General features: G+C 74.0%; 24 protein-coding genes. 6 read left to right on the top strand and 18 right to left on the bottom strand.

Annotation, left to right across the window (positions count from 1 at the left end):
- Window positions 1-86 precede the first annotated feature (86 nt).
- The 7 genes from ACFZBX_RS25700 to ACFZBX_RS25670 all read right to left on the bottom strand — a co-directional run bounded on the left by ACFZBX_RS25700 (window position 87) and on the right by ACFZBX_RS25670 (window position 7,297).
- The gene (locus ACFZBX_RS25700) at window positions 87-1,892 is read right to left on the bottom strand and encodes a DoxX family membrane protein (protein ID WP_391536146.1); all 1,806 of its coding nucleotides are present in this window, start codon (window positions 1,890-1,892) and stop codon (window positions 87-89) included.
- 204 nt (window positions 1,893-2,096) lie between these two features.
- Window positions 2,097-3,092 (bottom strand): 23S rRNA (guanosine(2251)-2'-O)-methyltransferase RlmB, encoded by a 996-nt coding sequence (rlmB, locus tag ACFZBX_RS25695; RefSeq protein WP_391536145.1) that lies wholly within the window; start codon window positions 3,090-3,092, stop codon window positions 2,097-2,099.
- Window positions 3,093-3,231: 139 nt separating this feature from the next.
- Complete coding sequence (gene cysS / locus ACFZBX_RS25690) at window positions 3,232-4,626, bottom strand: cysteine--tRNA ligase (RefSeq protein WP_391536144.1); 1,395 nt, start codon at window positions 4,624-4,626, stop codon at window positions 3,232-3,234.
- 115 nt (window positions 4,627-4,741) lie between these two features.
- Window positions 4,742-5,134: a PPOX class F420-dependent oxidoreductase gene (locus ACFZBX_RS25685; protein WP_391536143.1), complete on the bottom strand. Its 393-nt coding sequence runs from the start codon at window positions 5,132-5,134 to the stop codon at window positions 4,742-4,744.
- 146 nt (window positions 5,135-5,280) lie between these two features.
- Window positions 5,281-5,808, bottom strand: a complete 528-nt coding sequence (ispF, locus tag ACFZBX_RS25680) for a 2-C-methyl-D-erythritol 2,4-cyclodiphosphate synthase (RefSeq protein ID WP_391536142.1) — start codon at window positions 5,806-5,808, stop codon at window positions 5,281-5,283.
- Complete coding sequence (ispD, locus tag ACFZBX_RS25675) at window positions 5,798-6,556, bottom strand: 2-C-methyl-D-erythritol 4-phosphate cytidylyltransferase (protein WP_380764025.1); 759 nt, start codon at window positions 6,554-6,556, stop codon at window positions 5,798-5,800. Before ispD ends, ispF begins: the two co-directional genes overlap by 11 nt.
- 258 nt (window positions 6,557-6,814) lie before the next feature.
- Window positions 6,815-7,297, bottom strand: a complete 483-nt coding sequence (locus ACFZBX_RS25670; protein ID WP_030244332.1) for a CarD family transcriptional regulator — start codon at window positions 7,295-7,297, stop codon at window positions 6,815-6,817.
- Between the two features lie 416 nt (window positions 7,298-7,713).
- Between ACFZBX_RS25670 and ACFZBX_RS25665 the strand changes: the two genes are divergently transcribed.
- Window positions 7,714-8,313: a DUF461 domain-containing protein gene (locus ACFZBX_RS25665; RefSeq protein ID WP_391536141.1), complete on the top strand. Its 600-nt coding sequence runs from the start codon at window positions 7,714-7,716 to the stop codon at window positions 8,311-8,313.
- Between the two features lie 109 nt (window positions 8,314-8,422).
- On the opposite strand, the gene ACFZBX_RS25660 is transcribed toward ACFZBX_RS25665, so the two are convergent.
- Both ACFZBX_RS25660 and ACFZBX_RS25655 read right to left on the bottom strand, forming a co-directional pair.
- Window positions 8,423-9,115 carry a response regulator transcription factor gene (locus ACFZBX_RS25660; protein ID WP_030305055.1) on the bottom strand — a complete coding sequence of 231 codons (693 nt, stop codon included), beginning with the start codon at window positions 9,113-9,115 and terminating at the stop codon, window positions 8,423-8,425.
- 2 nt (window positions 9,116-9,117) lie between these two features.
- Window positions 9,118-10,401 (bottom strand): sensor histidine kinase, encoded by a 1,284-nt coding sequence (locus ACFZBX_RS25655; RefSeq protein WP_391536140.1) that lies wholly within the window; start codon window positions 10,399-10,401, stop codon window positions 9,118-9,120.
- 308 nt (window positions 10,402-10,709) lie between these two features.
- Between ACFZBX_RS25655 and phoU the strand changes: the two genes are divergently transcribed.
- Window positions 10,710-11,393: a phosphate signaling complex protein PhoU gene (gene phoU, locus ACFZBX_RS25650; protein WP_391536139.1), complete on the top strand. Its 684-nt coding sequence runs from the start codon at window positions 10,710-10,712 to the stop codon at window positions 11,391-11,393.
- A gap of 191 nt (window positions 11,394-11,584) precedes the next feature.
- Window positions 11,585-11,761 carry a hypothetical protein gene (locus ACFZBX_RS25645; protein WP_391536138.1) on the top strand — a complete coding sequence of 59 codons (177 nt, stop codon included), beginning with the start codon at window positions 11,585-11,587 and terminating at the stop codon, window positions 11,759-11,761.
- Between the two features lie 162 nt (window positions 11,762-11,923).
- Here ACFZBX_RS25645 and ACFZBX_RS25640 read toward each other — a convergent pair whose 3' ends face one another.
- The 3 genes from ACFZBX_RS25640 to ACFZBX_RS25630 form a co-directional block, all read right to left on the bottom strand.
- On the bottom strand, window positions 11,924-12,511 hold the full coding sequence (locus tag ACFZBX_RS25640) for a lytic polysaccharide monooxygenase (protein WP_391536137.1): 588 nt from the start codon (window positions 12,509-12,511) through the stop codon (window positions 11,924-11,926).
- Window positions 12,512-12,846: 335 nt separating this feature from the next.
- A complete protein-coding gene (locus ACFZBX_RS25635; RefSeq protein ID WP_391536136.1) occupies window positions 12,847-13,389 on the bottom strand; it encodes an RICIN domain-containing protein in 543 nt (180 codons plus the stop codon).
- A gap of 342 nt (window positions 13,390-13,731) precedes the next feature.
- Window positions 13,732-14,490, bottom strand: coding sequence for a phosphoglyceromutase (locus tag ACFZBX_RS25630; protein ID WP_391536135.1), 759 nt, complete (start codon window positions 14,488-14,490; stop codon window positions 13,732-13,734).
- A 150-nt stretch (window positions 14,491-14,640) separates the two neighbouring features.
- Between ACFZBX_RS25630 and ACFZBX_RS25625 the strand changes: the two genes are divergently transcribed.
- On the top strand, window positions 14,641-15,963 hold the full coding sequence (locus ACFZBX_RS25625) for an MDR family MFS transporter (protein ID WP_391536134.1): 1,323 nt from the start codon (window positions 14,641-14,643) through the stop codon (window positions 15,961-15,963).
- A gap of 11 nt (window positions 15,964-15,974) precedes the next feature.
- Here the strand turns inward: ACFZBX_RS25625 and ACFZBX_RS25620 are convergent, their stop codons facing one another.
- Together ACFZBX_RS25620 and mshA are read right to left on the bottom strand one after the other, a co-directional pair.
- A complete protein-coding gene (locus ACFZBX_RS25620; protein WP_391536133.1) occupies window positions 15,975-16,532 on the bottom strand; it encodes a YbjN domain-containing protein in 558 nt (185 codons plus the stop codon).
- Window positions 16,533-16,612: 80 nt separating this feature from the next.
- Window positions 16,613-17,995 carry a D-inositol-3-phosphate glycosyltransferase gene (gene mshA / locus ACFZBX_RS25615; protein ID WP_391536247.1) on the bottom strand — a complete coding sequence of 461 codons (1,383 nt, stop codon included), beginning with the start codon at window positions 17,993-17,995 and terminating at the stop codon, window positions 16,613-16,615.
- Window positions 17,996-18,262: 267 nt separating this feature from the next.
- On the opposite strand from mshA, the gene ACFZBX_RS25610 reads away from it, so the two are divergent.
- Window positions 18,263-19,096 carry a class I SAM-dependent methyltransferase gene (locus ACFZBX_RS25610; protein WP_391536132.1) on the top strand — a complete coding sequence of 278 codons (834 nt, stop codon included), beginning with the start codon at window positions 18,263-18,265 and terminating at the stop codon, window positions 19,094-19,096.
- Window positions 19,097-19,212: 116 nt separating this feature from the next.
- Here ACFZBX_RS25610 and ACFZBX_RS25605 read toward each other — a convergent pair whose 3' ends face one another.
- Window positions 19,213-19,764, bottom strand: a complete 552-nt coding sequence (locus ACFZBX_RS25605; RefSeq protein ID WP_391536246.1) for an O-acetyl-ADP-ribose deacetylase — start codon at window positions 19,762-19,764, stop codon at window positions 19,213-19,215.
- A gap of 238 nt (window positions 19,765-20,002) precedes the next feature.
- On the opposite strand from ACFZBX_RS25605, the gene ACFZBX_RS25600 reads away from it, so the two are divergent.
- The gene (locus tag ACFZBX_RS25600) at window positions 20,003-21,454 is read left to right on the top strand and encodes a PP2C family protein-serine/threonine phosphatase (RefSeq protein WP_391536131.1); all 1,452 of its coding nucleotides are present in this window, start codon (window positions 20,003-20,005) and stop codon (window positions 21,452-21,454) included.
- Window positions 21,455-21,530: 76 nt separating this feature from the next.
- Here ACFZBX_RS25600 and ACFZBX_RS25595 read toward each other — a convergent pair whose 3' ends face one another.
- From ACFZBX_RS25595 to ACFZBX_RS25585, 3 genes are all read right to left on the bottom strand, one after another.
- Window positions 21,531-21,884: a DUF2516 family protein gene (locus ACFZBX_RS25595; RefSeq protein WP_391536245.1), complete on the bottom strand. Its 354-nt coding sequence runs from the start codon at window positions 21,882-21,884 to the stop codon at window positions 21,531-21,533.
- 112 nt (window positions 21,885-21,996) lie between these two features.
- On the bottom strand, window positions 21,997-22,515 hold the full coding sequence (locus ACFZBX_RS25590; RefSeq protein WP_391536130.1) for a hypothetical protein: 519 nt from the start codon (window positions 22,513-22,515) through the stop codon (window positions 21,997-21,999).
- 20 nt (window positions 22,516-22,535) lie between these two features.
- On the bottom strand, window positions 22,536-22,949 hold the full coding sequence (locus ACFZBX_RS25585) for a helix-turn-helix domain-containing protein (RefSeq protein ID WP_380755096.1): 414 nt from the start codon (window positions 22,947-22,949) through the stop codon (window positions 22,536-22,538).
- Between the last annotated feature and the right edge of the window lie 46 nt (window positions 22,950-22,995).

Below are 22,995 nucleotides of genomic sequence, written 5' to 3'. Positions count from 1 at the left end.
CCGGACCCGCACGGCAACGCGATCGGCCGGGTGCTCCCCCACGGAGCACCCGGCCGATCGCCGTCACCGGGCGTTCGCCCGGCCCGTCAGGTGGCCGTCGGCGCCCCCGGCCTGGCGGACGACCCGGGGGCGCCGCCGCCGGACAGCTCGGCCAGCGGCGCGCTGCCCAGCACCCCGCCGAGCAGCCCCGAACCGTTGCCGGAGCCACCGGCCCCGCCGCCGGAGCCGCTCGGGGTGCCGCCCTGGCCGCCGGCCCCGGCGCTCGGCGCGGGCTTCGGCGCCGAGCCGGTACCGGCCGCCGGAGTCGGGGTGGCGCGCTGCGCCGGCGCCGACCCGGCGGGCGCCGGTACGGCCGGCGCCCCGGAGGCCGCCGGGGCACCGGAGGGGGACCCGGTCTCCGGCCGGCCCGGCGGCTTCGCCTTGCCGCTCGGCGCGCTCGGCGTGGCCGTGCCGCTCGGCTTCGGCGAGGTCGCGGTGCCGGACGGCGCGGCGGTGGTGGGCGCGGCGCTCGGCGTGGCCGGCCGGGACGGGGCCGGCGAGGGCGCCGAGGCGGCCGGGGCCTTGCCACCCGGGGTGGCGGACGGTCCGCCGCTCGGCCAGACCGGCGTGCCGTAGTCGGTGGCCGGCCGGGACGGCGCGGGAGGCTGCGGACGGGCGCCGGTGCGGACCGCCGCACCCAGCATCGAGCCGAGCAGCAGGGTCAGGCCGATGACCACCGAGGTGACCACCGCGCCGCGCCGCAGCACCCGGCGGCGCAGCGCCGCCGGCGCGTCCGGGCCGTGGTGCCGCCAGGCCTCCAGGCCGAGCCGCCCGTCCAGCGAGGCGAACGGCGCCCCGGCGATCAGCAACGGGCTCCACGCCGCCAGGAAGATCAGGTCGGGCGTGTCGTACACCGGGACGGCCCGCCAGCTCACCGTGAACAGCAGCACGGCGGACAGCGTCATCGCCGCCCCGGCCGCGAGCCGCTGCCAGAGGCCGAGGACGGTCAGCACGCCGACCACGATCTCGGTGAAGGACACCACCAGGCCGGCACCGACCGGGTGCGCCATGGCGAAGGCCAGCAGCGGCTCCGCGACCTTCCAGGGGTGCAGCGAGGCGAGCCAGCGCATCATCGAGCCGCGCTCGCCGCCGTCGAAGTACACCGGGTCGCAGAGCTTGCTGAACCCGGCGTAGACGGAGAGCGCGCCGAGCACGGCGCGCAGCGGCAGCAGCACCAGGCCGAGGTCGACCCGGCGGCCGGGGTACCAGGGCGGCCTGCCCTCGGCGCCGGCGGCCGAGACCTCGGGCAGTTCGCCGCTGGGCGTCCAGCCCTGCGGCGCGCCGACCGGGCCGATGCCGCCCTCGGTGGCGGTGCCGTCGCCCTCGCGCGGCTGGCGCGGCACCGCCCGGGCGCCGCCGTACGGCGGGATGACCTGGGTGTCGGCGTCCGCCAGGGAGCCGCCGAACCGGCCGCCGCGCCCGCCGACCCCGGCCGGGACGGCGCCGAGCCGGACGGCCTCCAGCAGTTGGGTGGCCGCGACGTCGCCCGGGCCGGCCTCACCGGTCCAGGTGACCGGGGTGACCCGGCCCTTGCGGCGCGGCGGCCCGGTGAGCCCGCCGCCGAGCGCGCGCACGTCGCCGGCGGGGACGACCACCTGCGGGGTGACCAGCGGGCGGCGGATCAGGCCCTGGGCGCCGTACGGGTCGCCGAACGCGGCGCCCGTGGACAGCAGTCCGGCCGGGGGGTCGATCAGCGGCGCCACCGGGGTGCCGAGGTTGAGCCGGAAGCTCGCCTGGGTGCTGCTGAGGCGCGCCGGGTCGGACGGCACCTTGACCGTGTTGAGGCCGGGGCCCGCGTCTATCCCGGTGCTGCCACCGCCCAGGAGCGGGCGCCGAGGTGTTCTGGTGTCCACGCCCGTCTAACCGGGTGACGCCCGGTTAGGACACTCTCCCGGGTGGATATCGGGAGTGCCCTTGAAGTGATCAGGAAAAAAGCGATCGGACCCGGGCGGATCCGATCGCTTTCCCCTGACTTGCGGGCGAACGGCGGGCGGTTCCGGAGAACGCCTTGCGCCGCGCGCCCGCGCTGTGCTCAGCCCCGCACGCCCCCGGGGGCGTCAGCCGACCTTGCCGCGCAGCCGGGCCGCCTCGTACAGCACGACGCCGGCCGCGACACCCGCGTTCAGCGACTCGGTGAGCCCGGACATCGGGATCCGCACCCGCAGGTCGCAGGTCTCCGCGACCAGCCGGGACAGGCCCTTGCCCTCGCTGCCCGCGACGATCACCACCGGCCCGGTCAGCGCCTCCAGGTCGCCGATCTCGGCCTCGCCGTCGGCCGCCAGGCCGACCACCATCAGACCGGCCTTCTGGTACGCCTCCAGGGCCCGGGTCAGGTTGGTGGCCCGGGCGACGGGCAGCCGGGCCGCCGCGCCGGAGGAGGTCTTCCAGGCACCGGCGGTCATACCGGCCGCCCGGCGCTCCGGGATCACCACGCCGTGCGCGCCGAAGGCGGCGGCGGAGCGGACCACGGCGCCCAGGTTGCGGGAGTCGGTGACCCCGTCCAGCGCCACGATCAGCGCGTCCCGGCCGGAGTCCGCGGCCTCGTCCAGCAGGTCCTCGGGGTGCGCGTACTCGTACGGCGGGACCTGCAGCACCAGGCCCTGGTGGTTCATCCCGCCGGTCATCTGGTCCAGCTGCGGGCGCGGGGCCTCCATCAGCGGGATGCCGCGGTCGTTGGCGGCCTGGAAGGCGTCCCGGACCCGGTCGTCGGTGTCGATGAACTGCTGGACGTACAGCGCGTTGGCCGGCACGTCGCCCTGGAGGGCCTCGACCACCGAGTTGCGGCCGAAGACCAGCTCGGCGGAGCCCGCGCCGCCGCGGCCGCCCCGGCCGCCGCCGCCGGCCCGGCGCATGCCGGCCCTGGCCTTGGCGTCCCGCTCGCGCTTCAGCGCGGCATTGGCGGCCCGCTGCTTCGGGTGGCCCTTGCGCTCCTCACCGGGCGGGGTCGGGCCCTTGCCCTGGAGCGCCTTCCGGCTGTGGCCGCCGGTACCGACACTCGCGCCCTTCTTCGACCCGGGGTTGCGGCGGTTCCTGCGCTGGCTGTTGCCGGCCATGGCTGTACTTCCTGTCTGTCTGTCCGGCATGGCCGGCCGCCCCGGCCAGTGCCGGTGGCGCCCGACGGCATGCGCTCCGTCATGCGGGAGGGCCGCACCGGTCCGGTACGGCCCACCTCACCCCTCGGTCGCCGGGGGGTTACTGGCTGTTGATCGTCCAGCGCGGGCCGGACGGGGTGTCCTCGATCGCCAGCCCGGCCAGGCCGAGCTGGTCACGGATGGCGTCCGCGGTCGCGAAGTCCTTGCGGGCCCGCGCCGCCTGGCGCTGGTCAAGGACGAGGCGGACCAGCGAGTCGACCACGCCGTGCAGGTCCTCGCCGCGCTCCGTCCCGGCCCACTGCGGGTCGAGCGGGTCCAGACCCAGTACTCCGAGCATCGCACGGACCTCGGCCAAGCGCGCCACCGCGCTCTCCTTGTCGTCCGCGGTGAGGGCGCTGTTGCCCTGGCGGACGGCGGTGTGCACGATCGCGAGCGCCTGCGGCACGCCCAGGTCGTCGTCCATCGCCTCGGCGAAGGACGGCGGCACCTCGGGCGCCGCGTCGACGGCGCCGCAGCGCTCGACGGCCCGCTGGACGAAGCCCTCGATCCGGCCGAAGCCGGCCTCGGCCTCGCGCAGCGACTCCTCGCTGTACTCGATCATCGAGCGGTAGTGCGGGGACGCCAGGTAGTACCGGAGCACGATCGGCCGCCAGCGCCGGACCATCTCGGAGACCAGCACCGAGTTCCCGAGCGACTTGCTCATCTTCTCGCCGGCCATGGTGACCCAGGCGTTGTGCACCCAGAAGTTGGCGAAGTCGTCGCCGTAGGCCTTGGACTGGGCGATCTCGTTCTCGTGGTGCGGGAAGATCAGGTCGAGCCCGCCGCCGTGGACGTCGAAGGCCGCGCCCAGGTACTTGTGGGCCATCGCCGAGCACTCCAGGTGCCAGCCCGGACGGCCGCGGCCCCACGGGGTCTCCCAGCTCGGCTCGCCCGGCTTGGCGGACTTCCACATCGCGAAGTCGCGCGGGTCGCGCTTGCCGGTCTCGCCCTCGCCGGAGGGCTGCAGGAGGTTCTCCAGCTTCTGGTTGGAGAGCGCGAGGTAGTCGGGGTACGACTTCACGTCGAAGTAGACGTTGCCGTCGGCCGCGTAGGCGTGGCCCCGCTCGATCAGGCCGCGCATCATCTCGACCATCTCGGGGATGTGCCCGGTCGCGCGCGGCTCGACGGTCGGCGGCAGGCAGCCGAGGGCGTTGTAGCCGTCGTTGAAGGCGCGCTCGTTCTCGTAGGCGATCTGCCACCACGGCGTGCCGAGCTCGCGCTCCTTGGCGATGATCTTGTCGTCGATGTCGGTGACGTTCCGGGCGAAGGTCACCTGGTACCCGCGGTAGGCGAACCACCGCTGCATGACGTCGAAGTTGAGGTAGGACCGGATGTGCCCGATGTGTGGCGCCGACTGGACGGTAGCGCCGCACAGGTAGATCGAGACACAACCCGGTACAAGCGGGACGAAGTCGCGTACCTGTCGGGTGCTGGTGTCGTACAGTCGAATGCTCACAGCGTCAAGCGTAGTGGGCGGCGGGGGGTGCCCCGCGACATTCCGGAATGTCAAGACCCCCGGCGGAGCCATTTCCGCCGGGTGGGACCCGGGCCTCCCCCGCCGCGCCGGCGGCTCAGATCGAGCCGACCACCTTCCGCGGCGTGAGCCGGACGACCACGCGCACGTCGTCCGGACCGTCGTAGCCGTAGTCCTTGCCCTGGTACTTCCGGGACAGTTCGTCGATCAGCTCCCGGCCGCCCTCGGTGGTCATCGTGGCCTCGCCGCGCGCCTCCAGGTACTCGTACGGGGTCTCCGGCGGGTTGACGACGATCGAGATGCGCGGGTCCCGCACCAGGTTGAGGTGCTTGCGGCGGCCCTGGACGGTGGAGAACAGAATGTCGTCACCGTCGCGCTTGACCCAGACGACCGAGGACTGGGGGCTGCCGTCGGGCTGGACCGTGGAGACCACGGCGAAGCTCGTGCCGTCGAACAGACCCTTGGCGCGGTCGGAGAGTTCTACGCTCATCGGAAACCTCATCTCGTCAGCGGCGGGTACGGCCCGAGGGGTAAGCCCGCGCGGGCCCGATCCCGAACACTATCGACTCGGGCCCGCCGAACGCCCGGTGAACACCCGTCAGCCCGGAATTGTTCCCGGGCCCCGCGCCCCGGAGCTCAACGGCGCTCGTACACCAGGGCGGTGGCGATCGCCGCGAGCCCCTCCGCGCGCCCGGTGAGGCCGAGCCCGTCGGTGGTGGTGCCGGAGACCGAGACCGGGGCGCCGACCGCCGCGCCGAGCGCGGCCTGCGCCTCCGCCCGGCGCTTGCCGATCTTCGGGCGGACGCCGATCACCTGGATCGCGACGTTGCCGATCTCGAAGCCCGCCTCGCGGACCAGCCGGGCCGCCTCGCCGAGCAGCCGCACCCCGGACGCGCCGGCCCACTCGGGCCGGTCGGTGCCGAAGTGCGCGCCCAGGTCGCCGATCCCGGCGGCCGAGAACAGCGCGTCGCAGGCGGCGTGCGCGGCCACGTCGGCGTCCGAGTGCCCGGCCAGGCCGTCCCCGGCGCCGGGCCAGTCCAGCCCGGCCACCCGGAGCGGGCGGCCGGCCTCGAAGGCGTGCACATCGGTGCCGATCCCGATCCTGGGGACGACGGGGGCCTGCGGACCGCCGGTCGGCTCGGTGGACGTCGGCTCAGTAGGCATCGGCGGCCCTCCGGCGGGCGAGTACGGCCTCGGCGAGCACGAGGTCCAGCGGACGGGTCACCTTGAACGCCTCCTCGTGGCCGGGCACCACGACCACCCGGCCGCCGAACCGCTCGACCAGGCCCGCGTCGTCGGTGACCGGCGGCAGGCCGGTCCCGTCCGCCGCGGCCTCCTCGGCCAGCGCCTTGGCGTGCACCCCGGCCAGCGTCTCCCGGCGGAATCCCTGCGGGGTCTGGACCGCGCGCAGGGTGGCACGGTCGGGCGTGTCGAGCACCGGCTCGGGCCCGCCCGCCACCGGCTCGACCCGCTTGACGGTGTCGGCCAGCGGCACCGCCGGCACCACCGCCTCGGCCCCGGCCCGGACGGCCGACGCCACCGCGTCCACCACCTCGACCGGGACCAGCGGGCGGGCCGCGTCGTGCACCAGCACGATGCCGACCTCGGCGGGGATGGCGGCCAGGCCCAGCCGGACCGACTCCTGGCGGGTCGCCCCGCCGGCCACCACCCGGATGTCCTTGTCCTCCAGCCCGTGGCTGTCGAGCAGGGCGACCACCTCGGCCACCCCGTCGGCCGGGGCCGCGACCACGACCAGGCCGACCGCGCGGCTGCGGGTCAGCGCCCGGACGGCGTGCACCAGGAGCGGCACGCCCCCCAGTTCACGCAGGGCCTTCGGGGCCCCCGGCCCCAGGCGCTCACCGCGGCCGGCGGCGGGCACCACTGCTGCTGCGACTGCTGCTGTGGCGTTCAGGTTTCACTCCTTCGGCGAAGTGGGTATGGCCATGGCGTGCACGACGGGCGCGGACCCCTTCCGAAGCACCACCGTCTTCCGCCCGCGACAAAAGCAGAAACGGTCATGCGGACCCGAGACCGGCCAGGCCGCTCGGGTGCGGGGCGTCGTCCGGACACGCCTCAGCGCCCGAAGTGCCACTGCACCACCCGCGGACCCTCGGTCCGGTGGGCGGCGCGCCGGCATCGGGCGCTGTGAGCGTTGTGGAGCGGACGGCCGCTACGAGGCGAGCACCTCGTCGAGCAGCGTCTCCGCCTTGTCCTCGTTGGTGTTCTCCGCCAGCGCGAGCTCGCTGACGAGGATCTGGCGCGCCTTGGCGAGCATGCGCTTCTCACCGGCGGAGAGGCCGCGCTCGCGCTCGCGACGCCAGAGGTCGCGGACGACCTCGGCGACCTTGATGACATCACCCGAGGCGAGCTTCTCCAGGTTCGCCTTGTAGCGACGGGACCAGTTGGTCGGCTCTTCGGTGTACGGTGCGCGGAGCACCTCGAAGACCCGGTCCAGACCTTCCTGGCCGACCACATCGCGCACGCCGACGAACTCCGCGTTCTCGGCGGGCACGCGGAGCGTCAGGTCTCCCTGCTGCACCTTGAGCACCAGGTAGGTCTTGTCCACACCTTTGATCTGGCGAATTTCGATGGCCTCGATCAGCGCGGCCCCGTGATGGGGGTAGACCACCGTGTCGCCAACCTTGAACGTCATGTGACAGGACCCCTTCCGTGGCTTTCCAGAATAACACGCTTTTCGGCGCACCCGAAGGGCGTTTTCGCAGGTCAGGGCCGGTCTCGGGGCTTGACAAGGACCCCCATGACGTGCTGCGACCGGTGTTCGAGGCGGGCTTCCCGCAGGTCGGAGGCGGTTCCGCCGCCCGCTGAAACCTCTGGCAACACTCCCGAAACCATGATTTGATCTTGAGCTTTCACCGTTTATCGGGTCGTTTCCGGATCGTGATCCGATCTTGGTCGGCGGTTGACCTGAACACGCGGAAGTGCCGCCGTCCGGGCGCCCGTCGACGCCGGGTGCGCGACACGAAGGGACCACCCCGTGAGGACGGCATAAGCGAGGTCGATAATCTGAGACCTGACCTTCCGACACGTGACTTAGGAGAAGCCGCCGCCGTGAGCCGCAGCCTTCGACGCGGCAGCATCGCCGCCATCGCCGCCCTGGCCATCGCCTCGCTGTCCTCCTGCGCCGCCGGGAACACCCCGGAGACCTTGCAGATCAAGCCCGACAACGTGTCGGCCACCCTGGGCACCGACGTCCTGCTGAACAACATCGTCGTGGTCACCGGGGCCGAGTCCTCCGGTGAGCACACCGGCCCCGCCAATGTGACGGTGAACATCAGCAACGGCGGGACCGAGGTGCTCGAACTGCAGGCCATCACCGTTGCCGGTGGCGCCCCCGCCACCTTCGCGGACGACAAGGGCGCCCCGCTGACCAGCATCTCCGTCCCGGCCGGCGGCGCGGTGCTGCTCGGCGGGCCGGGCAACCCGACCGCCAAGGTCGCCTCCACCACCGTGACCGTGGGTGGCTACGTGACGACCTCCTTCACGTTCAAGAACCACGACAAGCTCGACGCCCAGGCCCAGGTCAGCCCGAACAAGGACGTGTACAAGGGCTTCGGTCCGGGCGCCCCGGCCGCCGCACCGAGCAAGACCGCCACGCCGGCCGCAGGTGCCACCAGCCCGGCCGCGCACGGGGCCCCGGCCGCGCACTGAGGCCGCGGCGTTGCCGCGCGCACCACGCACGGCAACGCGGAACGCCCCTCCGGCACCGGCCGGAGGGGCGTTCCGCGTTCGTGTCGGCGTCCGCGTTCGCGCGTCGGGTTTACGGCTCGAACTTGTAGCCGAGGCCGCGCACCGTGACCAGGTAGCGCGGCGCGCCCGGGTCCGGCTCGATCTTCGCCCGCAGCCGCTTGACGTGGACGTCCAGCGTCTTGGTGTCGCCGACGTAGTCCGCGCCCCAGACCCGGTCGATCAGCTGCATCCGGGTGAGCACCCGGCCGGCGTTGCGCAGCAGCATCTCCAGCAGGTCGAACTCCTTGAGCGGCAGGTCGACCTTGGCGCCGTCCACGGTCACCACGTGCCGGTCGACGTCCATCCGGACCGGGCCCGCCTCCAGGGCGCCCGGGCCGCCGCCGTCGCCGGGGCCCTCGTTCTCGCCGCGGCGGCGCAGCACCGCGCGGATCCGGGCGACCAGCTCACGGGTGGAGTAGGGCTTGGTGACGTAGTCGTCCGCGCCTATCTCCAGACCGACCACCTTGTCGATCTCGCTGTCCTTGGCGGTGACCATGATCACCGGCACGTTGGAGCGGACCCGCAGCTGGCGGCAGACCTCGGTGCCGGGCAGCCCCGGCAGCATCAGGTCGAGCAGGACGAGGTCGGCACCGTTGCGTTCGAACTGCTCCAGCGCGTCGGGGCCGGTGGCGGCGATGGCCACCTCGAAGCCCTCCTTGCGGAGCATGTACGAGAGGGCGTCGCTGAACGACTCCTCGTCCTCGACCACCAGTACTCGGGTCACGATCAGGCCTCCGGGGCAAGCTGGGGGGTTGTTTCTGACAGGGGTACCGCGGACTCCCCCGCACGGGGCCGGTCCACGGGGGCCTGCCCGGCGGGCAGGCGGAGGGTGAAGGTGGAGCCCTGGCCCTCGACGCTCCACACCGACACGGTGCCGCCGTGCGAGGCGGCCACGTGCTTGACGATGGAGAGGCCGAGGCCGGTGCCGCCGGTCTGCCGGGAACGTGCGGGGTCGACCCGGTAGAAGCGTTCGAAGACCCGCTCGCGGTCCTTCTCGGAGATGCCGATGCCCTGGTCGGTCACCGAGATCTCGATCAGCTCGCCGTCGGCCTCGCCCAGCGCGGCGGCGCTGGATATCCGGCGGGTGGCGATAGCGACCCTGGTGCGGGGCGGGCTGTAGTTGACGGCGTTCTCGACGAGGTTGCCGAGCGCGGCGGCGAGCTGGCCGCGGTTGCCGTGCAGGTAGAGGCCGGCGATGCCGCCGGCCGCGATGAGGATCTGCTTGGCGGCGGCCTGCTGGCGGCAGCGGTCGATCGCCTCGGCGATCAGCTCGTCCACCGCGACCGGCTCCGGGTCGACCATCAGCCGGTCGTCCTGGACCCGGGAGAGGTCGATGATCTCCTGCACCAGGCTGGCCAGCCTGGTCGCCTCGATCTGCATCCGGCCGGCGAAGCGCTGCACCGCCTCCGGGTCGTCGGACGCGTCCGCGACCGCCTCGGAGAGCAGCGAGAGCGCGCCGACCGGGGTCTTGAGCTCATGGCTGACGTTGGCGACGAAGTCGCGGCGGACGGCCTCCACCCGGCGGCGCTCGGTCTGGTCCTCGACCAGCACCAGGACCAGCCGGGAGCCGAGCGGGGCGACCCGGGCCGAGACCGCGAGCGGTTCGGCGGCGCGCGCCGCGCCCGGGCGGGGCAGTTCCAGCTCCAGCTGGCGGATCTCGCCGTCCCGGCGGGTCGAGCGGGCCAGCGCGAGCAGCTGGTCGACGGCGACCGCGCCGCCGCGCACCAGGCCCATCGCGTACGCGGCCGAGCTCGCCTTGACCACGTCGTCGGCCTCGCCGAGCACGATCGCGCAGGACCGCAGCACGGAGAGGACCGTGTCGACCCCCGGCGGCAGCGGGGGTTCCTGCGCGGGGCCCAGGCCCTGGGTACGGCCCTGGTTCCGATTGGTTCCGCCGTACCTGCCCCTGGCCTGCTCGCGCTCGCTCCAACGGAAGGCGACCGAGGCCGTGAGGCCGACGCCGAGCCCGGCTATGGCGCAGGCAGCGGCGGCGGCCACGTTCACGTCCATACGGCCAGCCTAAGCGCACGGTGCGGGCGCTCCCCAAGGGCTCGATCAAGGGATCGGCCACGCGTTGCCGAGAATTCACCTTCAGGTAGCCACCGATTCACCGAACGGGTCGTGCGTGGTCGCCCGGACGGCCCAGAGTGGGCGCCGGAGCCCGTGTGGGAGGAGCGGCCCGGCCGAAACGGCCGCCCGCCGCCCCGGGTGTGCGCGTACGATGCGCGCCACCAGCAGCGGCCGTCCGCACGTCGGTCAGACCGTCGTACCGGGCGGCCGGTCGGCACCGCCACCGACACAGCTACTGAGGAGAGAGCATGCGCGACGCGTACCACGAGGAACTCGACTCGATCGGCGACAGCCTGGTCGAGATGGCCCGGCTGGTCGGTTCGGCACTCGGCCGGGCCACCACCGCGCTCCTCGACGCGGACCTGGCGCTGGCGGAGAGCGTGATCGCCGCCGACGAGAAGATCAACGACCTGCACCACGAGCTGGAGAACCGGGCGATCGACCTGCTCGCCCGTCAGCAGCCGGTCGCCACCGACCTGCGCATCGTCGTCACCTCGCTGCGGATGAGCGCCGACCTGGAGCGCTGCGGCGACCTCGCCCAGCACGTCGCCAAGGTCGCGCGGCTGCGCTACCCCGAGTCGGCCGTCCCCAGGGACCTGCACTCGACGGTCCTGGAGCTGGGGCAGCTCGCCCAGCGCCTGGTCGCCAAGGCCGGCCTGGTGATCGCCACCAAGGACGTCGACAAGGCGCTGGAGCTGGAGCAGGACGACGACGCGATCGACGCGCTGCACCGCGAGCTGTTCGCGCACCTCATCGACGAGCGCTGGCACCACGGCATCGAGACCGCGGTGGACGTCACCCTGGTCGGCCGCTACTACGAGCGGTTCGCCGACCACGCGGTCTCGGTGGCCAAGCGCGTGGTGTACCTGGTGACCGGCGAGCACGTGGAGGAGTTCGTCGCGGCGACCGAGGCCGCCGCCGAGGCGGAGTGACATCCGGCCGCCTCCCGTCGTCGGACGGCGTTCCTTCCCAGGGGTGAGTAAACCCGGGACCGGGGGTGGTGGGGGAGCACGGGCGACCGGACTCCCCACCACTGCGCGCCCGTTGACGCTCCCTCCGGTCGGCGGTTTCACTCGAAGCCGTGGGCACCGAGGCGTGCCCGTCAGAAGGAGGGGTCCGCGCGATGAAGGCAAACCCGACCGGCCCGGCATCGACTCCCGAGACCATCGAACCACCCGCCCCGCGGCTGCTGCCCGTCCTCGCGGCCGGCTGCGGCTGCGGACCGGGCTGCGGCTGCGGCTGCCAGTCCGGCGCGCCCTGCCAGTGCGGCGGGGTCGACGGCGGCTGCTGCGGCCGCTGAGAACCGTCCGCCCGACCTACCCCCGGTGCCGCCGCGGAGCTCCGGGGTGCACGGCTGCCGTGGGAGACGGCCGCGCACCCCGGTCTCCTCACCGCCGGAGCGCCGACGGGGTCCGTTGGGCGTGCGCCCGCCCGGCGGTGGTGCCGCCGGACGGCCCGGGCGTCAGAACCTGACGTCCGAGCAGGAGTAGAAGGCGTTGGCGGTGTCCGCGACGTCCCAGACCGCCACGACCACGTGGTGGCCGGTCCGCCCGGACGGCAGGGTCGCGGTGTGGCTGAGCGTGCTGGGCACCTGGGTGCCGTTGTAGGGGACGTTCAGGAACGGGGTCAGCTCCAGGTTGGCCCGGGTGACCTTCTGGCTGGCGTCGTAGCCGGGCTTGGTCAGGTAGTACCGGAAGCCCGACGTGGCGTGCCGGGCGGTGAACCGCCAGGTGAAGGTCAGCTGCTGGCCCGCCGAGACGGCCGTGGCCGGCCAGGCGCCGCCGCGCGGGTCGTCCAGCTCGGCGAACCGGCCGTTGCCGCCGGCGCAGATGGCGCCGTCGGCCGGGCCTCTGGTCGGGAAGCCCTTCGGCCCCTCGACGCTCTGCGGCTCCCAGCGGATCGCGCCGCAGTTGGTCACCGTGCCCGCGCCGCAGAGCGCGGCCCGGCTGGGCGGGGTGGTGATGTAGCCGTGCGACTGCGCCGGAAAGGCGACCGCGACCGGCACCGCGAGGGCGGCGATCACGGCTCCGACGACATGACGTGTGCGCATGGTGCTCCTCCGTGGGGGTGGATGGAGAGTGCGCCGGGCGCGGACACGCGCGCGTGGGGGCTGGGCATGCCTGCGCCGGGTCGGTGCTCACACGGTAGGAGCCGCCACCGGAGCCGTCAATGGTCTGAACCATTTTGCGGCACACCGAACTCGCGGCAGCCGCAAGCGAGTTGAACGCAAAGGGCCCCGCCCCCCGGAACGGGGAACGGGGCCCTCGACGGGCGGTGCGGCCTACTTCTCGCCCGGGGTCCAGCCTGTCGGCTCTGCAGGGCCGGCCAAGGGCTCCCAACTGACTGACCTGCTCAAGCGCACCCGGCTGTCCGTGCGGCAGGCAGTCACCAGGAGCAGTTGACCCAGGGGTAGCAGTAGTCGAACTCCATGTTCGCCTGCCGGCCGGAGGCGTGCCACTGCCGGGCAGGGGCACCGTTGTCGGTACGCCAGTCCGCGATCTCCAGGAGCATCAAGCTGTTCCGGTTCAGCAGGTACTCGGCGATGTCCGGGTCGGGCGGGATCCCGGGACCGATCTCCATATACTGCCATCCCTGGTTGGCCCCGCCGGTGCAGTACCACTGGCGGGCCGGGGCACCTGGGTCGGTGCGCCAGTCCGCAATCTCAAGGCACTGGCCGCTGTTCACATTGACGAAGCGCATTCCGCGGGAGTCCGGGACTGCCAGCCACATCTGGTTGGCCCCACCGGTGCAGTCCCACTGGCGGGCCGGCGCTCCAGGGTCGGTGCGCCAGTCCGCTATCTCAAGGCACTTCCCGCTGTTGTGATTGCGCAGCGGATACGCCTGCTGTGCGCTCGCCGGCGCAGCCCCCACCCCCGTCAGCAACCCCACCGCCACTGCGGCTGCCGCGACAACTCTGACGATTCCCATCCGCCCTCGCATGATCCCCTCCCATTGGTCTGCCGACCGCGACCCGGCCGACCGCGGCAGGATCCTAGCCCGCTGCCGTGTCAGGTCGAATGGCCAGGACACGCCCCATTGCGCAGTCAAAGAGCGCGCCTGACTGCCTGTTCGGCAGGTCGACGGTTCGAAGCAGGGCGATGCCGCCGGGGGGAGCATCAAGGTGGTCAGCGAGTACCGGCCCGGAAGGCGATCGAAGGGGTCTTCGGGGTGCAAGATCACGAAGGCTGACGGCCCACAGACGGCCCGGGGATGACAACGGCCCCTCACCGGCGCCGAACGCGCAGGTGAGGGGCCGTACCGGCAAGTGGCCTACTTCTTGCCCTGGTTCTTGACCGCCTCGATCGCGGCGGCGGCCGCGTCGGCGTCGAGGTAGCGGCCGCCCTTGACGATCGGCTTGAAGTCGGCGTCCAGCTCGTAGACCAGCGGGATGCCGGTCGGGATGTTGAGGCCGGCGATGTCGGCGTCGGAGATGCCGTCGAGGTGCTTGACCAGCGCGCGCAGGCTGTTGCCGTGGGCGGTGACCAGGACGGTCCGGCCGGCGGCGAGGTCCGGGACGATGGCGTCGTACCAGTACGGCAGCATCCGGTCGACGACGTCCTTGAGGCACTCGGTGCGCGGACGCAGCTCGCTCGGGATCTCGGCGTAACGGGCGTCGCCGGCCTGCGAGTACTCGGCGTCGTCGGCCAGCACCGGCGGCGGGGTGTCGTACGAGCGGCGCCAGAGCTGGAACTGCTCCTCGCCGAACTCGGCCAGGGTCTGGGCCTTGTCCTTGCCCTGGAGCGCGCCGTAGTGCCGCTCGTTCAGGCGCCAGCTGCGGCTGACCGGGATCCAGTGGCGGTCGGCCTTGTCCAGGGCGATCTGCGAGGTGCGGATGGCACGGCGCAGCAGCGAGGTGTGCAGCACGTCCGGGAGGAAGCCCTCGGCGGCGAGCAGCTCGCCACCGCGCGCGGCCTCCTTCTCGCCCTTCTCGTTGAGGTCGACGTCGACCCAACCGGTGAACAGGTTCTTCTGGTTCCACTGGCTCTCGCCGTGGCGGAGCAGGATGAGTCGGTACGTCGTGTCAGCCATGGCCCCCAGCTTAGTGGAGCCCGGAAAACCCCCTGGTGGGGACCTCGTCCGACATGTAAGGTGTGCTCCGCGCCAGAGACTCTTACCTTCGCGCTGAGCGGTCCTGCCCGTACGGCTCAGCGGACGTCCGCCTGCCCCGGGAGCCCCCACATGCCCGACCGGTCCCTGCCCGCCCGCGCCTCCAGAGCCGTCGCCGAGGCGGTGAGCGGGCTCCCCCGCCAGTTCTGGTGGCTCTGGACCAGCACGCTCATCAACAAGCTGGGCGCGTTCGTGGTCACCTTCCTGGCGCTCTACCTCACCACCGAGCGGGGCTACTCGGCCTCGTACGCGGGTCTGGTGGCCTCGCTGTTCGGCCTGGGCTCGGCGATCGCCTCCGTCGTCGCCGGGGTGCTGGCCGACCGGATCGGACGGCGGCCGACCCTGGTCGCCGCCCAGCTCGGCACCGCCCTGTTCACCGCGCTGCTCGGCTTCAGCGACGGGCAGGTGACCATCGCGGCGGTCGCCTTCCTGGTCGGCTTCTGCAACAACGCGACCCGGCCGGCCACCTCGGCGATCATCGCGGACATCGTGCCCGCCGAGGACCGGGTGCGCGCCTTCGCGCTGAACTACTGGGCGATCAACATCGGCTTCGGCCTCTCCGCGGCGGCCGCCGGCCTGATCGCCACCCACGGCTACCTGACGCTCTTCCTGCTGGACGCCCTCTCCACGGTGGTCTGCGCGGTGGTCATCTTCGTGCGCATACCCGAGACCAGGCCGGACGCGCCGGCCGCGGTTCCGGGCGGGCCGGCGGACCCGCCGGCCATCGGCCTCCTCGCGGTGTTCCGGGACACCCGCTTCATGGCGGTGGTGGCGCTCAACCTGCTGCTCGCCCTGGTCGCCCAGCAGGGCTCCACCACGCTGGCCGTGGACATGGGCCGGGCCGGCATCAGCTCCACCCAGTACGGCCTGGTGATCGGGCTCAACGGCCTGCTCATCGTGGTGCTGCAGATCCCGGTCACCCGGTGGATGGAGGGCCGGGACCGGACGGCCCTGCTGGTCGCCAGCGCGCTGTTCATCGGCTGGGGCTTCGGGCTGACCGCGCTGGCCGGCTCCTCGGCCTGGTTCTACGCGTTCACGGTCGCGGTCTGGACGCTCGGCGAGATCCTGAACGCGCCGACCATGATGGGCCTGGTCGCCGAGCTGTCGCCGGCCCGGGCGCGCGGCCGCTACCAGGGCGTCTACTCGCTCTCCTGGTCGCTCGCCTCGTTCCTCGGCCCGGCGGCGGGCGGGGTGCTGCTGGAGCGGGCCGGCAGCGGGGTGATGTGGGGGGCGTGCGCGGTGCTCGGCACGGTGGCCGCCGGCGGGTACGTCCTGCTCGGCCGGCGGCCGGGGGCGGCGCTGGCGAAGTCGGCGACCGTGGCGGCGGCCCCGGCCCCGGGCGCGGGCGCGGCACCGGCCGCCGAACCGGAGCGCGCCGCCGCGACGGGCGGCTGACGCCCCGCCGGCTACCCGGCGGCCGGCGGCTCGACGGCCGGGGGCCCGGCGGCCGGCGGCTCGGTGGCCGGGGCGGCGAGGTGGGCGAAGGCGGCCAGGTTGCGGGTCGACTCCCCGCGCTTGGTCCGCCACTCCCACTCCCGCCGGATCGCGGTGGCGAAACCCAGCTCCAGCAGCGTGTTGAACGGCTCGTCGGCGTTCTCCAGCACCGTGCCCAGCAGCCGGTCCACGGCGTCCGGGGTCAGCGCCTCCAGCGGCAGCCGGCCCGCCAGGTAGACGTCCCCCAGCCGGTCCACCGCGTACGCCACGCCGTGGAGCCGGGTGTTGCGCTCCAGCAGCCAGCGGTAGACCGCCTCGTGGTTCTCGTCCGGGCGGCGGACCACGAAGGCGTTCACCGACAGGGTGTGGTCACCGACCCGCAGCGCGCAGGTGGTGCTCAGCTTCCGGGTGCCCGGGAGGGCCGCCACCAGGGTGTACGGGTCGGTGGGGGCCGGCTCCCAGGCCACCCCGGCCTCGTCCAGGGCGGTGCGCAGGAGGGTCAGGGCCTCGTCCTTGGTGCGGATTGCCATGGGGGTGACGTTACTCGGCGGTACGCCCGTGCGCAGCAGTGCGCCGGCCGCGACCGCCGGGCCGCGACCGCCGCGCGCGGTCAGCCGCGCCGCTGACGCGCCCCGGCCAGCCGGCCGAGCGACCGGACCAGGCTGCCGGCGTACACCTCGGCGGTGGTCGCGGCGGCGGTGTCCCAGCCGAACCCGGCCGCGTGCCGGGCCGCCGCGGCGCCGCGGCGGGCCACCAGCTCCGGGTCGGTGACGTACGGCTCCAGCGCGTGCGACCAGGCCACCGGGTCGTGGCCGTCGACCAGGGTGCCCGTCTCACCGTCCCGGACGGCGACCGGCAGACCGCCGACCGCGGCCGCCACCACCGGCGTGCCGCAGGCCTGCGCCTCCAGCGCGACCAGCCCGAACGATTCGCTGTACGAGGGCATCACCAGCGCCGTCGCGGCCCGGTACCACTCGGCGAGCAGCGCCTGGCCCACCGGCGGGTGGAACCGCACCACGTCGCCGATGCCCAGCTGGGCGGCCAGCTTGTGCAGGCTCTCCGGCCTGGCCAGCCCGGTGCCGGAGGGGCCGCCGACCACCGGCACCACCAGCCGCTCGCGCAGTTCCGGGCGCCGCTCCAGCAGCACCGCGACCGCGCGCAGCAGCACGTCCGGGGCCTTCAGCGGCTGGATGCGGCCGGCGAACAGCAGCACCGCGGCGTCGGCGGGCAGCCCGAGCCGGGCCCGGGCGGCCCGGCGGGCCTCCGCGGTGCCCGCTGCCGCCGGGCGGAACACGTCCAGGTTGACGCCCGGGTGGACGACGGCCAGCTGGTCCGGGCGCGCCGCATAGAACCGGGCCAGCTCGGCGGCCTCCTCGGTGGTGTTGGCGATCAGCCGGTCGGCCGCCTCCACCACCTGGGTCTCGCCGATCACCCGGGCCGGCGGCTCGGGGGTGTCGCCCTCGGCCAGCGCCGCGTTCTTCACCTTCGCCATGGTGTGCATGGTGTGCACCAGCGGCACGCCCCAGCGCTGGGCGGCCAGCCAGCCGACCTGGCCGGAGAGCCAGTAGTGCGAGTGGACCAGGTCGTAGTGGCCGGGCCGGTGGCCGGCCTCGGTGCGGAGCACGCCGTGGGTGAAGGCGCACAGCTGGGCCGGCAGGTCCTCCTTCAGCAGCCCCTCGTACGGGCCCGCCGTGACGTGCCGGACCAGCACGCCCGGGGCCAGCTCCACGGTGGGCGCGTCGTCCGAGCAGATCGCCCGGGTGAACACCTCGACCTCGATGTTGAGCTCGGCCAGTCGCTTGGCCAGCTCCACGATGTAGACGTTCATGCCGCCGGCGTCGCCCGTCCCCGGCTGGTGCAGCGGGGAGGTGTGGACGCTGAGCATGGCTATCCGGCGCGGGCGGCGCCGGCCGCCCTGGACGAGCGACTGGAGCCGGCCGCGCGCGGGCGTGGCCGGCTGGGCACGGCGTACCGAACGGACGGGGTGCTGGATCACCTGGCTGAAGCCTCCTCGTGTACTTCCCGCCTCAGCAGCCCTGCTTGCCTGCTGTCTGCTGTTCTGCCTGCTGGCGGTGCGTGCGCCACGCCCGCGCGCCGCACGCCCGCGGCGCCGCCCCGGCGCGCCGGCCTGCCGCGCCCCGTCCGGGCACACATCACCATCAGTCTGCCAACCACGCGATCGTCGACCGGCATTCCCGGGCCCCGGCATGAGATGGGCCACGCCGCCGACGGCCGCCGCGGGCCCCGTACCCTGTGGGGCATGGCCGCCTCCTCCCCCGACACCGTGACCGCGCCCGCCCGCGGACGGACCGGGCGGCCGGTGGGCACCGTCACCCGGGGGACCACCAACACCAACCGGCTGCGCCGGATGGACCGCTGGATCGCCCACGCGCTCGGACCGGCGCTGCGTTCCGCCGGGAACCCGCCGGTCGCCGTCGACCTCGGGTACGGCGCCGCGCCGTGGACGGCCGTGGAGCTGTCCGGACGGCTGCGCGCGGTGCGGCCGGACGTCCGGGTGGTCGGGATCGAGATCGAACCGGCCCGGGTGGCCGCGGCGCTCCCCTACGCGGTGCCGCCGCTGCTGACCTTCCGGCGCGGCGGCTTCGAGGTCCCGCTGGACGGCGGCGCGCCCGCCCAGCTGATCCGGGCCGCCAATGTGCTGCGGCAGTACGACGAGTCGGCGGTGGCCGGGGTCTGGGAGCGGCTGTGCGACCGGCTGGCCCCGGACGGGCTGCTGGTCGAGGGCACCTGCGACGAGATCGGCCGCCGGCACGTCTGGGTGGCGCTCGGCCCGGAGGGGCCGCGCACGGTGACCTTCGCGGCCCGGCTGGGCGGCCTCGACCGGCCGTCCGACCTGGCCGAACGGCTGCCGAAGGCGCTGATCCACCACAACGTGCCGGGGCGGCCGGTGCACGCCTTCCTGCGCGACTTCGACCGCGCCTGGGCGGCGGCCGCGCCGTACGGGGCGTTCGGCGCCCGGCAGCGCTGGGTGGCGGCCTGCACCTCGCTGGCCGGGGCGTGGCCGCTGGTGGACGCGCGCGGGCGGTGGCGGCAGGGCGAGGTCACCCTGCCCTGGACGGCGCTCGCCCCGTAGCGGACTCCGCCCCGGCCGCCCGACGGCGGTCGAGTCCACGGTTTCACTCGAACGAGTTATCGAATATCTCTGGCGTGTTGACGCCTCGTCACGCCACCATGGGACCCGGCCGGGACTCACCCCCGGCCCGTCAGCCCCAGCTCCCGCCCGACGCCCTCGAACACCCCGTACATCTCCGGCCCGAACAGCACGAACCGCACCTCCCCCGGCCCACTCCCCGGCTCCGCCGTCACCGCCGCGACGGTGCCGAGCGCGATCCTGGCCGCGTCCGCCTGCGGCCACCCGAAAATCCCGGCCGACACGGCCGGGAAGGCCACCGTGCGCGCGCCCAGCTCCGCCGCCACCCGGAGCGACTCGCGGTAGCAGGAGGCCAGCAGCCCCGCCCGCTCCTCGTACTCGTCCTCCAGGTAGACCGGCCCCACGGTGTGCACCACCCAGCGGGCCGGCAGGTCGCCGGCCGTGGTCGCCACCGCCTGCCCGGTGGGCAGCCCCCGCCCGTACCGCGAAGCCCGCAGCGCGCGGCACTCCGCCAGGATCCGCGGCCCGCCCCGCCGGTGGATCGCACCGTCCACACCGCCGCCGCCCAGCAGCGAGGAGTTCGCCGCGTTCACAACGACGTCCACCTGCTGCGCCGTGATGTCACCCTCGACCAGGGTGATGCGCGTCACCATCCCGAAACCCCTCTCCTCGTCCGCCCCGGCACCCGCCGGGGCGGGCCTCCACCCGCGTCCCCACCCATCCAACACACCGCCACCGGCGTGGCGATAGCCACAACGGTGCCGGTCGGTCAGAGAAATCCCCGGAGATCACGTTATGGTCGCGAGAAGTTCCCCGACGCAGGGTGCCAAGCGGGCACTGCGGACGGACGCCGGCCGTTACGCATGCGGGGAAAGGGAGGATCAGCCGATGCCCGCAACGGGAGACGGGCGGGTGCCTGGTGCCGCGGACCCGCCGGACACCCGGCCCGGTGCCCGCCGGCAGCCGTCCGGCCCGGCCGCGACGGCCGCGCCGATACCCCACCCCCGGTCGGACGCCGCGCCCAGCGGCCCGGCCGCCCCCGTGCCCGTGTCCGCCACCACCGCGCCGCTCCGGCTGCTGGTGATCGAGGACGACGCCAGCGACGCCCAGCTGCTCAAGGCCGCGGTGGCCGACAGCGGCGCCCCGATCGAGATCCACTGGACCCGCGGCCTCGACCAGGCCTTCGCCCTGCTCGCCCCCGCCTCGTCCGGCTCCCGGCGCGGCCGGCGCACCCCCGACCTCGCCCGCGGCGACTTCAGCTGCGTGCTGCTCGACCTCGCCGCCCCCGCCGACCTGCCGCACCCCTCCGACCCCTCGGACGGCCTGGAGGGCCTGCACGAACTGCTCCGCCGGGCCCCGCACACCGCCGTCGTGGTCCTCACCGACGCCGCCGGCGCCGAACTCGGGGCGGCCGCCGTGGCCGCCGGCGCCCAGGACTTCCTGGTCAAGAACGAGACGGACGGCCCGCTGCTGGCCCGCGCCCTGCGCTACGCCGTCGAGCGCAAGCGCGCCGACGAGTCGCAGCGCCGGCTCGTCGAGGCCGAGCTGCGCGGCCAGGAGAACGCCCGCCTGCAGCGCCACCTGCTGCCCACCCCGCTGCTCGACGGCGCGAACCTCTCCTTCACCCGCCGCTACCGCCCCGGCCGCCGCCGCGCCCTGCTCGGCGGCGACTTCTACGACGCGGTCCGCACCGAGGACGGCACCGTCCACGTGGTGATCGGCGACGTCTGCGGCCATGGCCCCGACGAGGCCGCGCTCGGCGTGGCACTGCGGATAGCGTGGCGGACCCTGGTCTTCGCCGGCCTCACCGGCGAGACCCTGCTGACCACCCTCCAGCACGTGCTGGAACACGAACGGCGCAGCGACGAGATCTTCGCGACGCTCTGCATGCTGAGCATCGAGCCCGGCGACACCACTGCCCCTCAGGCCCCCGAACAGGCCCGGATCCACCTGGCAGGCCACCCGCCCCCGCTGCTGCTCGGCGAGGACCACGCCCCGATCGGCCTGCCCGCCGACCACGCCGGCCCCGCGCTCGGCCTGCTCCCCTGCGACGACGGCCAGGCCGTCTGGCCCGCCCACCGCTTCGAGCTGCGCCCCGGCTGGCGGCTGCTGCTGTACACCGACGGCCTGATCGAGGGCCGGATCGGCGCCGGCTCCCGCCGCCTCGGCCAGGACGGCCTGGCCGACCTCATCGGCGACCACCAGTCCGCCGGGCTCACCCGGGGCCGGCTGGTCGACAGCGCGATCGCCGAGGTCGAGGAGCTGAACGGCGGCGCGCTGACGGACGACGTCGCGGTGCTGCTGCTGGAGCGCAACCCGGCCCGGCTGCTCCTGGGCTGACCCTGCGCCGGAAACGACGGACCCCGGCGTCCGCGCGGGGGGGACCCGCCGGACGCCGGGGCGCCGTGCTCCGCCGTCACCAGGGCCCGTACGGCCCCATGTTGCGCTGGTCGCCCCGGCCGCCGCCCCGGTTGGTCAGCGCCCGGATCGCCGGGCGGACGTCGACCACGTAGACGATCGCGGCGACCAGGCCCGCCAGGGTGAGGAAGCTGGTCAGGAAGTTCGCGCCGAACAGCAGGTCCAGCCCGAACGCGATGCCGAGGACCGCCAGCCAGAAGCCCTTGGTCTTCTTGTCGGCCGCTCGGTAGGCGTCCTCCGACCGGGTGGCGGCGTCGATCAGCGCGAACAGTTTGTAGCCCAGGATGGCGACGGCCAGCCACCAGAACGGATTCAGGTAGTCCAGGAACAGGATCTGGGCCACTCCGCCCATCACGGCCTCCTCGTCTCGCTGCGGCACCCCGTCCGTCCATCCTGGCACGGCGGGGCGTCCGCCACGGCGTCAACGACCCGGCGGCGCCCGATGCGCCCCGGGCTGCGCGGTCCTACTCCGCGCTCCTGCGGGACCGGCCGCGCTTCGGGGCGGCGGGCGCCTCGTCCTCGACCAGCTCGCCCTCGACCGGCTCGCCCTCGGCGACCTCCGCGTCGACCCGCTCCGCGACCGCGGCGTCCGCACCGGCCTCGGCGCCGCGCCCGCGGTCGACCGCGACCTTGCCGCGCTCGGCCAGCCCGTCGTAGGTCTCCTTGGCCTTCACCGCCAGCTCGACGGCGCGGCCGACCTGCTGGAGCGCGAAGGTCTGCGCCTTCTCCTGGAGCACCTTGAGGTCGGCCGGCAGCGCGGTCACCGTGTCGGTGACCTTCGACTGCGCCTCGACCAGCCGGGCCTGGGCCTCGGCCAGCCGGGCGGTGGCCTTCTCCTGGGTGCCCTTGCGGTCCGCCGCGAGCGCCTCGACCCTGCCCGGCACCTCCCGCAGCTTCTCGTAGGCGAGCTCCCCGGCGCCCGCGAGGGCGTACAGCGGGGTCGGGTCGGTCAGGGTCTTCTTGATCTCGTCCGTGATCGGCACGGCCGGTCCTCCCGTGGTGTCTAGGGTGCCTTGCCCTCGGGCTCGTCCGCGCTCCCGTCCGCACCCTCGTCCGCGCCGGGCGGTCCCCCGGCGGCGTTCTCCTTGAGGAAGGCGTCGTAGACCGCGAGCAGCGCCTGCTTCTGCTGCTCGTTGATCAGGGGATCGGCCAGGATCGAGGCCCGCAGTTCCAGGCCCTCACCGCGCCGTTCCTCCAGGATCCCGGCCTGGACGTAGAGCGTCTCCGCCGAGATCCGCAACGCCTTGGCGATCTGCTGCAGGATCTCCGCGCTCGGCTTGCGCAACCCTCGCTCGATCTGGCTGAGGTAGGGGTTGGACACGCCGGCGGCCTCCGCCAACTGCCGCAGCGAGTACTGCGCGCTGCGCCGCTGTTCGCGGATGTACTCGCCCAGCGAGCCGACGTTCAGGGAGGCCATGGGACCACCCTGCCCCAGGCTGCTTGCTTTTGCAAGCGCACTGCTA

Origin of the sequence: Kitasatospora sp. NPDC008115, assembly GCF_042957205.1 — a bacterium.
In the GTDB taxonomy this organism is placed as follows: Bacteria; Actinomycetota; Actinomycetes; order Streptomycetales; family Streptomycetaceae; genus Kitasatospora.
This window is presented reverse-complemented; position numbering and strand designations above follow the sequence as displayed.

What these genes read in the sequence shown, in the direction of transcription:
- ispF (WP_391536142.1), bottom strand. Translation starts at nt 5,808, where the DNA reads ATGCCTACTGAGCCGACGTCCACCGAGCCGACCGGCGGTCCGCAGGCC.
- rlmB (WP_391536145.1), bottom strand. Translation starts at nt 3,092, where the DNA reads ATGGCCGGCAACAGCCAGCGCAGGAACCGCCGCAACCCCGGGTCGAAG.
- phoU (WP_391536139.1), top strand. Translation starts at nt 10,710, where the DNA reads ATGCGCGACGCGTACCACGAGGAACTCGACTCGATCGGCGACAGCCTG.
- ACFZBX_RS25655 (WP_391536140.1), bottom strand. Translation starts at nt 10,401, where the DNA reads ATGGACGTGAACGTGGCCGCCGCCGCTGCCTGCGCCATAGCCGGGCTC.
- ACFZBX_RS25610 (WP_391536132.1), top strand. Translation starts at nt 18,263, where the DNA reads ATGGCCGCCTCCTCCCCCGACACCGTGACCGCGCCCGCCCGCGGACGG.
- ACFZBX_RS25670 (WP_030244332.1), bottom strand. Translation starts at nt 7,297, where the DNA reads ATGACGTTCAAGGTTGGCGACACGGTGGTCTACCCCCATCACGGGGCC.
- ACFZBX_RS25620 (WP_391536133.1), bottom strand. Translation starts at nt 16,532, where the DNA reads ATGGCAATCCGCACCAAGGACGAGGCCCTGACCCTCCTGCGCACCGCC.
- ACFZBX_RS25625 (WP_391536134.1), top strand. Translation starts at nt 14,641, where the DNA reads ATGCCCGACCGGTCCCTGCCCGCCCGCGCCTCCAGAGCCGTCGCCGAG.
- ACFZBX_RS25600 (WP_391536131.1), top strand. Translation starts at nt 20,003, where the DNA reads ATGCCCGCAACGGGAGACGGGCGGGTGCCTGGTGCCGCGGACCCGCCG.
- ACFZBX_RS25595 (WP_391536245.1), bottom strand. Translation starts at nt 21,884, where the DNA reads ATGGGCGGAGTGGCCCAGATCCTGTTCCTGGACTACCTGAATCCGTTC.
- ACFZBX_RS25585 (WP_380755096.1), bottom strand. Translation starts at nt 22,949, where the DNA reads ATGGCCTCCCTGAACGTCGGCTCGCTGGGCGAGTACATCCGCGAACAG.
- ACFZBX_RS25640 (WP_391536137.1), bottom strand. Translation starts at nt 12,511, where the DNA reads ATGCGCACACGTCATGTCGTCGGAGCCGTGATCGCCGCCCTCGCGGTG.
- ACFZBX_RS25630 (WP_391536135.1), bottom strand. Translation starts at nt 14,490, where the DNA reads ATGGCTGACACGACGTACCGACTCATCCTGCTCCGCCACGGCGAGAGC.
- ACFZBX_RS25635 (WP_391536136.1), bottom strand. Translation starts at nt 13,389, where the DNA reads ATGGGAATCGTCAGAGTTGTCGCGGCAGCCGCAGTGGCGGTGGGGTTG.
- ACFZBX_RS25645 (WP_391536138.1), top strand. Translation starts at nt 11,585, where the DNA reads ATGAAGGCAAACCCGACCGGCCCGGCATCGACTCCCGAGACCATCGAA.
- ACFZBX_RS25685 (WP_391536143.1), bottom strand. Translation starts at nt 5,134, where the DNA reads ATGAGCGTAGAACTCTCCGACCGCGCCAAGGGTCTGTTCGACGGCACG.